Annotated in this window: 5 protein-coding genes; 2 read left to right on the forward strand and 3 right to left on the reverse strand. The window is 49.2% G+C overall.

Features of this window, described 5'->3' with window-relative positions; translation table 11 throughout:
• The coding region (locus ACI31H_RS07370; protein WP_439771340.1) for an IS30 family transposase at positions 1 to 332 on the forward strand (332 nt) is incomplete at its 5' end.
• Positions 333 to 444: 112 nt separating this feature from the next.
• Here the strand turns inward: ACI31H_RS07370 and ACI31H_RS07375 are convergent.
• From ACI31H_RS07375 to pepV, 3 genes are all read right to left on the reverse strand, one after another.
• A complete protein-coding gene (locus ACI31H_RS07375) occupies positions 445 to 1,851 on the reverse strand; it encodes a L,D-transpeptidase family protein (RefSeq protein WP_439771341.1) in 1,407 nt (468 codons plus the stop codon).
• Positions 1,852 to 1,988: 137 nt separating this feature from the next.
• Positions 1,989 to 2,486, reverse strand: coding sequence for a universal stress protein (locus ACI31H_RS07380; protein WP_320610573.1), 498 nt, complete (start codon positions 2,484 to 2,486; stop codon positions 1,989 to 1,991).
• 64 nt (positions 2,487 to 2,550) lie between these two features.
• Positions 2,551 to 3,951 carry a dipeptidase PepV gene (gene pepV, locus ACI31H_RS07385; RefSeq protein WP_439771342.1) on the reverse strand — a complete coding sequence of 467 codons (1,401 nt, stop codon included), beginning with the start codon at positions 3,949 to 3,951 and terminating at the stop codon, positions 2,551 to 2,553.
• 92 nt (positions 3,952 to 4,043) lie between these two features.
• Here pepV and ACI31H_RS07390 point away from each other — a divergent pair, with 92 nt between their 5' ends.
• The gene (locus ACI31H_RS07390) at positions 4,044 to 4,904 is read left to right on the forward strand and encodes an NAD(P)H-hydrate dehydratase (protein ID WP_439771343.1); all 861 of its coding nucleotides are present in this window, start codon (positions 4,044 to 4,046) and stop codon (positions 4,902 to 4,904) included.
• Positions 4,905 to 4,969: the final 65 nt, after the last annotated feature.

The raw sequence follows: 4,969 nt of genomic DNA on the forward strand, positions 1-4,969 counted from the left end.
TGACTCAAGCCGTACTTGAACTAGCTAGTCAACTTCAAGACAAGCTCAAGACGCTGACCGTGGATCATGGTAAAGAGTTCGCTAACTATCAGACAATTGAACGGCAAACTGGTACTCCGGTTTATTTTGCCCATGCTTATTCACCACATGAACGCGGTAGTAATGAGAACCGTAACCGAGTTTTGCGACGATTTATTCCCAAGGGACAAGCTATTGAAGAGCTGAGCGATCGCCAGCTGGTTCAAATCAATTGGTATCTGAATTCCCGACCACTTAAATGTCTTAACTGGCATACACCAATCGAGATCTTCTTGCTTAATCTGCGTCACTAAATTCGTTCAAGTTATTTCTTGCAATCTGCCTTTTTAAAATCTGTTGCACTTAGATTGTAAATACTCAGCAAAATAAAAAAGCCTCAGATGATCTCTGAGACTTCTATATATTCTAATAAACAATCACTGGTTCATTAACCTGAATATCGTGATATGCAGTTCCGGCATCACTTGGGTGCATGTTAGCACAACCGTGTGAACCACCCGTCGAAACATCGCCACCGCTCAGGTAAGCCGTCTTTGACCAATTCTTCCGCCAGCTGGCATCGTGGAAACCACAACCGCTGTCGGTAAACTGTGACCAGTACTGAACCTTACTGGCATAGTTAGAGCCATCACTGTTCTTACCACGCAGGACTGAAGGCGATTGCTGGTACATGATATACCAGACACCCTTAGGAGTTTCCTGTTCAGGGTTATTAGCCCCTGTTACCACATCGGCATCGAAGACACACTTTCCATCACGGTAGAACCAGACATGCTGGTCTGCGATCGAAAGTTCCGCATAGGTATCACCCAGGCCATCATTGCTGGTAACACCATAACCAGTCCCCCGCGTGTTATAGCCGATTCCGTAGATGTCATGCTCAGCACTAACTTCTTTTTTACCATCCGCAAGTGCTTGTGCCAGGGTTTGACCGGCCCGTTCCGGACTGATCTTCCAACCATAGCTCCCCTTCCGATTGGTAGTGATGACATTACCGGCATGGGTCTTGAACTTGAAGGCCCGACCGAGGGTTGCCTGAGAACGATTAATTTGCTTGATCTTTCCGGCCACGGCAGCAGTATCAAACTGGTATTTTCCATTCTGGTAAGTTGCCTTGGTGATCACGTCGTCACTAGTAAGACGGTATTGCTTATTTTCAACCTTATACTGAACACTCCGTCCAGCCAGCTTTTGAAGCTGTTTCTTTTCGTTTTGAACTGTTGCACTTTGCGTTGAGAGTGGTTGTGCCTGACGAGCGGTTAGACGAACGGTCCCATTAGCTGCGTGCTGCTTAAACTGCCGCAGTAAGGCCGCTTGATCATACTGGTTACCGTCCTTACCAGCGACCAGCTTTACGTGACCGTGTTCAAGAACGGCATAGGCATCAACTGGTGCCCGCCGGCCTTGATTCATCTGTTGGATCCGGTTAGTAACCGCCTGCCGCTTGGCTGCAGACTGCTGATCGTTTCTAATCTGGTCGGTCCACACCAGCATATTCTGTTGCTTGCCAGAAGGGAAGAAGGTTACCTGCTTCTTCAGGGCCTTCGTAAACTGATCACGGTCCTGGCTACTGATTCCCGAGTCAGTAGCATTTCCGTGATAGATTAGCTGACCATTCAGGTAAACCTTATTAGCCCGCTTAGTACTCTTCACCTTATCATATGCCTGTTGAGCGGTCATACCGCCAACCGGTACCCCATTGATCGTAACGTTCCGGTTAAAATGGGTGTGCTGATGCCAAGACATACCACCCAGGAGCACGATCAGTAAAACGACAACTATAGTGATTAAATATTTGAGTCGTAATTGCATTTTAGGATTACTCCCATCGTCAAAATAATGGTGTCGCCACCTAACAAACATGATTATACTAGTTTTTCATTATTTTGCCATGTTTTAATCACAATCGAAAAATCCGAACGCCTGTTGGCATCCGGATTCCTTCGAAATTAAATTTCTGGATAACTGTTCTTCTTAACTTCCAGCTTCTTGTTCTTCATATCGGTCTTCACAACTGTGACATCGCAAGGTGCTTCACGAATTGTGTATGCAGCGGTCGAACCAACAATCAGCCGACCAACTACGTTCAAACCAGTGGCCCCGATTACAATTAAGTCAATGTCATTTTCGGCCGGATAATGTTCAGCCAGTTCAAGTTTAGCATTACCGATGACAACATCGGTCTTAACATCCTTAACACCGGCATTCTCAGCCTTGGTCCGGTAAGACCCCAGACGCTTCTTCATTACCTCAACTGCTGACTCGTAAATACTGTGGTCCACGAAGCCATAGCCACTTGGTCCCGTTGTTGGGTAGCGTTCACCATTGATAACACTCAGCAGGTGGAGCTGGGCATTGTTTTGTAATGCCACTTCAACCGCCTTGTTGAAAGCCATATCTGACTGTGTCGAACCATCAATTCCCACTAGAATCTTTTGATAACTCATAAAAACACCTCCAAAATCCACTATATGCTACAACTCTATTTTACCACAACAGCGAAAGTGTGTATTAGTCGGTCACTAAATTGTTGATTGCTTCCATGTAGATCGCCATTGACTTGATCAGGTCAGCTACTGGCTGGTATTCGTTAGCCTGGTGCATCGTGTTCGGTGTCTGTGGCATCAGGGCTCCAAAGGCAACGCCCCGTTCCATCAGACGGCCATAGGTTCCCCCACCAACGACTTCTGGCTTGGCATTAGTATCACCAGTCTGATCAATGTAGGCCTGCATCAGGGTCTTAACGATTGGGTCATCTGGATCAACGTAGTGCGGTTTCTGTGATGCCCCCTGGGTGACCGTCATCCCGAGCTGGTCAGTGACCCGCTTAACAGTAGCCTCGAGTTCATCCGGTGTGATCCCCTTAGGGAAGCGGAAGTTCATGTCAATGTCGGCCCCGTTTTCCTGGTCAAAATTCAGGATCCCGGCGTTCATCGTCAATTCACCCATTACCGGATCAGTGAAGGCTCCATCGAACCCGTCCATTCGGGTGTCGAGGTGGAGGTACTTTCCGAGGAAGTGACTGAAGCTCTTAGCACCCGCGGCAAACTCATACTGGTCAAGGAACTTTGCCAGGTAGGTACCGGCATTAATTCCCTGTTCAGGTTCCATCCCGTGGGCTGCCTTACCAATCACCGTCAGCTTCAGGCCATCCTCGGTTTCCTCAGCTGAACCGGAGATTGGATTGTCGTCAACAAACTGGTCAAAGGCCGCTGTTATAGCCTGCCGGTCGGGAACCGTCACTAAGGCAACTGCTTCTCGTGGTACCATGTTGAACCGCAGGCCAGAGTGGAAACTCTTCAGAACGTATTGATTACCGTTAGTAGCTGGTGCACCGATCTTCAATGAAACTTGCCCTTTTTCACCGTTGATCACGGGGAACTCGGCGTCTGGTGAGAAGCCCAGCGTTGGGGCTGGTTCAACCTCAAAGTAACGGTGCATCCCAGTCCAGTTGCTTTCCTCATCGGTCCCGACAATGAAGCGGACCCGCTTGTTAAAGGTAACTCCCTGATCCTTGAGGTACTTCAAAGCATAGTAAGCAGCCATTCCCGGTCCCTTATCATCGGAGGCCCCACGACCATAGAGGTTGCCATCCTTGATCACGGGATCAAATGGGTCCGTGTCCCAACCCTTGCCGGCTGGCATAACATCCAGGTGGGCCAGGATTGCCAGGGTTTCGTCGCCCTCACCCCATTCAGCATAGCCGACCACATTATCAATGTTCTTGGTGCGGAAGCCATCCTGCTCAGCCATCTCCAAGAAAGCTGCCAGGGCCTGTGCGGGCCGGGGGCCAAGTGGGTATTCATCAGTAGCCGCCGAATCGTCCCGAACACTTGGGATCTTCATTAAGGCCGTTAAATCGTTCAGGTAATCTTTTTCCTGGCTCTGCGCCGCTTTTAACCAGTCTGTCATTTTATTTTTCCTCCAATTATTGAATTTGTTAAAATAATGATACCATTAAAGTGTCGATTGCAAAAATCGAAATCATTTAGGAAGTGTTTTTTATGGAAAAGTTAACTGACCAAATTTTGCATGATGTCATCAAGCCACGGCCTGAACACAGCTTTAAGGGTACCTTTGGCAAGGTCACCCTCGTCGGCGGAAACCGTAACTTTGGCGGCGCCATTATCATGGCAGCCACTGCGGCAGTTTGTGCCGGCGCTGGGCTGGTCACCGTTTGCACCGATCAGAGCAACTCTGGTGCCCTGCACTCCCAGCTCCCGGAAGCCATGTTCGCCGACTTCACCAATGACGACCAGGTTGCCAGTCTCGTTGCCGCCGCAACAACGGTGGTGGTCGGCCCTGGGCTTGGGGATGATGACCAAAGTTTGCACATCCTTAAAAACGTCTTCGCCCACATCAGCAGTGAGCAAAACGTCATTATCGATGGCTCAGCAATCACGCTGATGGCTCGTGAGCACTTAACAGCACCACAGGGCAATATCATCTACACACCACACGAGATGGAATGGCAGCGGCTCTCCGGAATTAAGATTGCCGACCAAACACCGGAACGCAACCGGGCAGCACGGGATCAACTCAACGCCACGGTGGTCCTCAAGAAGCACCATACTGAAATCTACGCAGCCGATCAAACCTACCAACTGACCATCGGCACCCCTGCCCAAGCCGTTGGGGGCATGGGCGATACCTTGGCTGGAATGGTTGGCGGCTTTGTCGCTGAGTTCCACCAGAACCCATTGAAGGCCGTTCTGGCAGCCGTTTACGCTCACAGCGCGATTGCTGAAAACATTGCCAAGAACCAATACATCGTCCTGCCTCACCAGATTAGCCGTGCCCTCCCTGTCTTCATGAAGAAGATGGAAAGTGCCGGCCAAGAGAAGCACATCGGGTTCTTAGACTAATTTGAATAACTAAAGGCTCTATGATATTCGGTAAGGATAAGATGATTTCTTATCTTTACCGTTTT

The organism is Limosilactobacillus sp. (assembly GCF_051873035.1).
GTDB lineage: Bacteria > Bacillota > Bacilli > Lactobacillales > Lactobacillaceae > Limosilactobacillus.

Excerpts from the sequence above, each read along its gene's own strand:
- ACI31H_RS07375 (WP_439771341.1), bottom strand. The coding sequence starts at position 1,851 with ATGCAATTACGACTCAAATATTTAATCACTATAGTTGTCGTTTTACTG.
- ACI31H_RS07380 (WP_320610573.1), bottom strand. The coding sequence starts at position 2,486 with ATGAGTTATCAAAAGATTCTAGTGGGAATTGATGGTTCGACACAGTCA.
- pepV (WP_439771342.1), bottom strand. The coding sequence starts at position 3,951 with ATGACAGACTGGTTAAAAGCGGCGCAGAGCCAGGAAAAAGATTACCTG.
- ACI31H_RS07390 (WP_439771343.1), top strand. The coding sequence starts at position 4,044 with ATGGAAAAGTTAACTGACCAAATTTTGCATGATGTCATCAAGCCACGG.